Origin of the sequence: Sphingorhabdus sp. (genome assembly GCF_044239005.1) — a bacterium.
Classification (GTDB): Bacteria; Pseudomonadota; Alphaproteobacteria; order Sphingomonadales; family Sphingomonadaceae; genus Sphingorhabdus_B.
The window spans coordinates 1-5,586 of sequence record NZ_JBIICH010000130.1 but is presented as its reverse complement, the minus strand read 5'-3'; the positions used below and the strand labels follow the sequence as shown (position 1 = coordinate 5,586).

Below are 5,586 nucleotides of genomic sequence, written 5' to 3'. Positions count from 1 at the left end.
TCGCGCTGAATTTCAGGTCCGGATGCTTTTCCTGCTGATAGCCAACATCCCATGACGAACGCGCCATAAACACGGGATGGCCATCGCGGTCCTTCGCCATGTTTCCGCCATTGAACGAGATGAATTGCGCCAGCGCCGTATCCGACCCGATGAGCCAGCGTGCGGTGTCATAAGGCGCAGGTTCCAAAAACGCATCGACCTTATATTCCGCCTCAAGCCGCGAAATCAGAACGTCGAGCTGAAGTTGCCCGACGACGCCAATCACCCAGTTTGAACCGATCTCCGGATAGAATACCTGAATGACGCCCTCTTCGCTCAGGTCATCCAACGCCTTGCGCAGCTGCTTGGTCTTCGTGGGGTCACGCAACACGACGCGGCGCAAAATTTCCGGCGCGAAGTTGGGCAGGCCCGTAAAGCGCACGTCGTTGCGCTCGGACAAAGTATCGCCGACGCGCAAGGTGCCGTGGTTTGGAATACCGATGATATCGCCGGGTTCAGCGCTGTCGGCAATCTCGCGATCTTGCGCGAAAAACAGGATCGGCGAATGTATCGCAACGGGCTTGCCAAGCCCCGAAGGCGTCAGCTTCATGCCGCGTTTGAAGGTGCCGGAGCATAATCGCATGAACGCGATGCGGTCACGGTGCTGCGGATCCATATTGGCCTGCACTTTGAAAATGAATCCCGTGACTTCTTTTTCGGACGGATCAATATCGCCCTTCGAACTGGGTTGCGGGCGCGGTGGCGGCGCATATTTGGCGATGGCGTTAATGAGCTCGACTACGCCAAATTCTTTCAGCGCGGACCCGAAATAAACAGGCGTTAGGTCACCATTTTGGAACGCGGTCAGGTCGAACTCGGAATATCCAGCCTGCGCAAGCTCCGCCTCTTCGCGCAGCCGCGCTACGCCCGCGGGCGTGAGCACATCTTCAAGGCTTGTCGCATTCAGGCCGGCATGGTCGCTGACTTTGCCTTCAAATGCCTTGCTATCGCCCGATGGCTGGCTCAGGCGACCGCTGTTAAAGTCATAAAGGCCTTCAAACTCGCCGCCCATGCCCACAGGCCAGTTCATAGGGCACACATCGAGCGCCAGTGCATCGGCGACTTCATCGATCGTCTCAAATGCGGGGCGACCTTCACGGTCCACCTTGTTGACGAAGGTGATGATCGGAACGCTGCGCAGGCGGCAGACTTCGAAAAGCTTGCGGGTCTGCGGCTCAATACCCTTTGCGGCGTCGACGACCATGATGGCAGAATCGACCGCAGTCAGCGTCCGGTAGGTATCTTCGGAGAAATCTTCATGCCCCGGCGTGTCGAGCAGGTTGAAAACAATGCCGTCCTTTTGAAACGTCATCACCGATGACGTAACCGAAATGCCGCGCTGTTGTTCGATCTTCATCCAGTCGGAACGCGCACGGCGTGCCTGACCGCGCGCCTTTACTTCGCCGGCCAAGTGAATGGCACCACCTTGAAGCAGAAGCTTCTCAGTCAGCGTTGTTTTACCCGCATCGGGGTGGGAGATAATGGCAAAGGTTCGGCGGTTGAGCGTCATACCGCGCGGCTTAGGGATGATTGATTATCGCTTCAACCCGTTTGTCAGAAGGTCGGCGGCGATAGTCGCAACTTCAGCTGCATCGCGATCTTCATCAAGGACACCAAAACGCAGCCCCAAAAACACGTTCATGCCGACAATGGCCCACGCATGGACCTCCTCGACATCGTCCCGCACTTGTCCTTTGGTCGCTGCTTCTTTCAAGCTGGCGAGATATCCGTTGACGGTATTTTCATAATGCGCGCGGTAACTTGGCGGATCGACAAATTCAGCCTCGTCAATAATCCGGTACAGTTCCTTATGCTCGCGCACAAAATTCAAAAATTTGTTCAGCCCCTTACGCTCGCCTTCAAGACGGTCTGGCTCCGCGGCGATCACGGGCCCTACCGTCTGCCGTACTTGCGCCGACATATCGCGGACCAGCGCGCGGAAGAGCGAATCTTTGGAATCGAAATAGGTGTAGAAGCTGCCCAAGGCCACGCCGGCGCGCTGCGTAATCGATACGACGGAGCTTTCGTGAAACCCCTTTTCGCCAAATTCGGCGGCAGCCGCGTCCAACAACAGACGCAATGTTTTACGGCCCCTTTCGGTGCGCGGTGTTTTTTCAGCCGGTGTCATTGTTGCTGATATGCCACGTTCGGCCGACATTCGCTATATTTCCTAAAGCCACTAAGTTGAAACATGGTTCAACTTTCAGTATACGCACATTTGGAAATGGGTAAAGGCCCGCATTTCAATCAGGAGAGTGACAATGAAATCCCCCAAAATTTCGATGATCCGCGCAGCATTATTGGCCAGCATTGCCGTTTCCGGCTTGGCAGTGACCGCGCCTGTTATGGCGCAAGAAGAAGCCGCGAGCGCGGAAAGTGGTGATGAAATCATCGTCACTGCCCGCCGCCGTGAAGAAAATCTGCTCGATGTGCCCATCGCCGTCAGCGCATTTTCGGGCGAAGCACTTGAATTGCGTGGCGCGCTTGACCTGACCGACATTGGCAACATCACGCCGAACACCACGCTTGAAACATCGCGCGGCAGTAACTCGACACTGTCGGCTTTTATTCGCGGTATCGGGCAACAGGATCCCGTGTCCGGCTTTGAACCCGGTGTCGGCATCTATTTGGACGATGTGTATTTGAACCGTCCGCAAGCTGCGGTCCTCGACATTTATGATGTAGAACGCATCGAAGTTCTGCGCGGACCGCAAGGTACGCTGTACGGCCGCAACACCATCGGCGGCGCGGTCAAATATGTCACAAAGCGTTTGCCGCAAGAGTTCGCATTGAGCGCACGGGCAACGGTCGGAACTTATGATCAGGCCGACGGCGTCGTGACTGTGTCCGCACCGATTGGCGAAATCGTGCGCGTCGGCGGCAGCGTCGCGCGGCTGTCACGCGGTGGTTTTGGTGACAACCTGACCACTGGCCTTGAAAATTATAACAAGGACGTATGGGCCGCGCGCGGCACGTTGGAGCTTGGCGGATATGGCGCACCGGTTTCGGTGCGTATCAGCGGCGATTATAGCCGCGACAAGAGCGACCCACGCGGCGGTCATCGCATCATTCCTGGATTGTTGTCGGGCGCACCCGTGTTGGATAATGTTTTTGACACACGCGGCGGACTTGTCGATCCGAAACAGGATATCGAAGCTTATGGTCTCGCCATGAACATTTCGGTGGACCTGTCCGACACCCTGACCCTTCGTTCCATCAGTGCATGGCGTAAAGATGACACGCTGACGCCCATCGATTTTGACGCGCTGCCTGCGGCGGATGTTGACGTCCCCGGTGGCTATTTCAACGAACAGGTCAGTCAGGAAGTGCAATTGCTCGTGGACGCTGGTCCGTTCAGCGGCATGGTCGGCGCATATTATCTGGATGCCACGGCAGATACCTTGTTCGATGTGCGCCTGTTCACGACGCTCAGCGGATTGACGGCATTTACCAATGCTGCGGTCGATACGGAAACCTACGCCATCTTCGGTGATTTTACGTACGATCTTTCCGAACAGCTCAGCCTGTCGGTTGGCGGCCGGTACACATGGGATAAGCGCACCGCGAATATCCTGCGCCAAAACTATCTTGGCGGTGGCTCACCATTCTTTGGCGGGGCAGGTGTCGCCTTTGGTGCCGCGAGCACCAACTTCAGCGGACAGCGTGATTTCAAAAAGTTCACGCCCCGCATATCGCTCAGCTTTAAGCCAACGCCAGACGACAATATCTACGCCAGCTTCAGCCAAGGCTTTAAGGGCGGCGGCTTTGATCCGCGCGGCGTGGGTGCCAATGCGCCAGATCTGAACGGCAATGGTATTCGCGGCGAAAATGACGAAGTGGCTGCGTTTTTGAGCTTCCGTCCAGAAAGCGTCGATAGCTACGAAGTGGGCTATAAGGGCAATGCGTTCGACGGCGGCCTGACCTATGCACTCGCTGGCTTCTACGCCGATTATACGGACGTCCAAATCCCCGGTTCGGTTGCATGTATCGTCAGCGGCCTGCCATCCTTCTGCGGCGTAACGTCCAACGCAGGCAAGGCGAACTTCAAAGGCGTCGAGCTTGAGTTTAACGCACGGCTTGGCGAAAGCGTTGCCAATGATGGTGACCGTTTGAACCTGTTGGGTGCAGTGGGTTATATTGATGCGAAGTTCGACCAATATATTTCAAACATCGCGAGCGTCCCGACCGATGTTGCCGCCTTCCGCGATGTGCAGAACACACCTGCATGGACCGCGAGCGCAACGCTTGCCTACATGACGCCAGTTGGCGCTGGACGCTTGAATCTGGGCACAACCGTTTCGTACCGCAGCGGCACGACGCAGTTCGAAATTCCGAACCCCTATATCGATCAGTCGGGCTATGCCCTCGTCGACGCAAGCCTGGTGTATACCGCACCCGACGATCGCTGGAGTATTGGGCTGTATGGTAAGAACCTGTTCGACAAGGAATATAAAACTTCGGGCTACAGCTTCATTGCTGGCAACGCGACGACTGGCGTGCCGATCCTTGGCGGAAACGGTTTGCCCGTTGCCTCACTGGGCCGCGAAGGCACGCTGACCGCATTTTACGGCAACCCGCGTCAGGTGTTTCTGACCGCTGGCGTGAAGTTCTAAAAAGCCGCGCGAAAGCGCGTTTGAAAAAAGAAGGCCGGGTCATCATGCCCGGCCTTTCTTTTTATCCGCGAAGCACCGCGCCCAGTTTGGCCGCGGCCGCAATGACCTTATCTGAAATCAGTTTCAGATCATCATCGCCATAGCTTTTGTCGGTGGGTTGAAGCGTAATTTCAACCGCCAGGCTGACTTGCCCCTCGGGTACGCCCTGCCCGGCAAAGCGGTCAAACAAGCGCGCGGCGACAATGTTGTCTTTGTCGCATCCCTTAATGGCCCGAACCAGATCATTGGCCGGCGTATCTTGCGCAACCAGAAACGCAAAGTCGCGGGTAACGGCTTGCAATGCAGGTGGCGTAAACGCCGGACGCATAAAGCCAGTGGCTTTTTTGAGCGGTATCGCATCCAAAAATATTTCTGCGGCGACAACGCTGCCGTCCAGATCAAAGGCTTTTGCCGTTGCCGGATGCAGCGTGCCGAATGCGCCAAGAATATTCTTTGGCCCCATGCGCAATGTCGCCGATTGTCCGGGATGATAATGCGCACCGGCATCGTCCATCACCAGCAGACCGTCGGTTGCGACACCCGCTGCCTTGAGCAACGCGAGGGCCTCTGCTTTGGCATCAAAAGCATCAAATTTTGCCGATTTACCAGTCGCCCAATTGCGCACGGATTTGTCGCCTGCCAGAACGATTCCCGCCGTCAGGCGCTCGTCGCTTGTCCCATCCGCTGCGGCAAAATAACGCCGACCGATTTCGAACAGACGTACCGATGACGCGCCGCGATCCATGTTCCGTTGCGCGGCAGAGAGCAATCCCGGCAACAGCGAAGGGCGCATGACCTTCATGTCTTCGGAGATCGGGTTGGCAAGGCTCCATGTGCCGCCACCAAATGCGTCCGCCGCCTTTTGCGGCAGGAACGACCAGTTGATCGCCTCGTT

General features: G+C 56.6%; 3 protein-coding genes and 1 pseudogene. 1 reads left to right on the top strand and 3 read right to left on the bottom strand.

The features are described from left to right. Both ACILQA_RS09515 and ACILQA_RS09510 read right to left on the bottom strand, forming a co-directional pair. Positions 1-1,549: peptide chain release factor 3 (locus tag ACILQA_RS09515; protein ID WP_395629478.1), on the bottom strand; the 1,549-nt coding region annotated here is incomplete at its 3' end. A 24-nt stretch (positions 1,550-1,573) separates the two neighbouring features. Next, positions 1,574-2,197, bottom strand: coding sequence for a TetR/AcrR family transcriptional regulator (locus ACILQA_RS09510; RefSeq protein ID WP_395629477.1), 624 nt, complete (start codon positions 2,195-2,197; stop codon positions 1,574-1,576). A 103-nt stretch (positions 2,198-2,300) separates the two neighbouring features. Here ACILQA_RS09510 and ACILQA_RS09505 point away from each other — a divergent pair, with 103 nt between their 5' ends. Next, positions 2,301-4,652 carry a TonB-dependent receptor gene (locus ACILQA_RS09505; RefSeq protein ID WP_395629476.1) on the top strand — a complete coding sequence of 784 codons (2,352 nt, stop codon included), beginning with the start codon at positions 2,301-2,303 and terminating at the stop codon, positions 4,650-4,652. A 61-nt stretch (positions 4,653-4,713) separates the two neighbouring features. On the opposite strand, the pseudogene ACILQA_RS09500 reads toward ACILQA_RS09505, so the two are convergent. Then, positions 4,714-5,586 (bottom strand): annotated as a pseudogene (locus tag ACILQA_RS09500) (phenylalanine--tRNA ligase subunit beta); the annotation flags it as partial.

What these genes read in the sequence shown, in the direction of transcription:
- ACILQA_RS09505 (WP_395629476.1), top strand. Translation starts at nt 2,301, where the DNA reads ATGAAATCCCCCAAAATTTCGATGATCCGCGCAGCATTATTGGCCAGC.
- ACILQA_RS09510 (WP_395629477.1), bottom strand. Translation starts at nt 2,197, where the DNA reads ATGTCGGCCGAACGTGGCATATCAGCAACAATGACACCGGCTGAAAAA.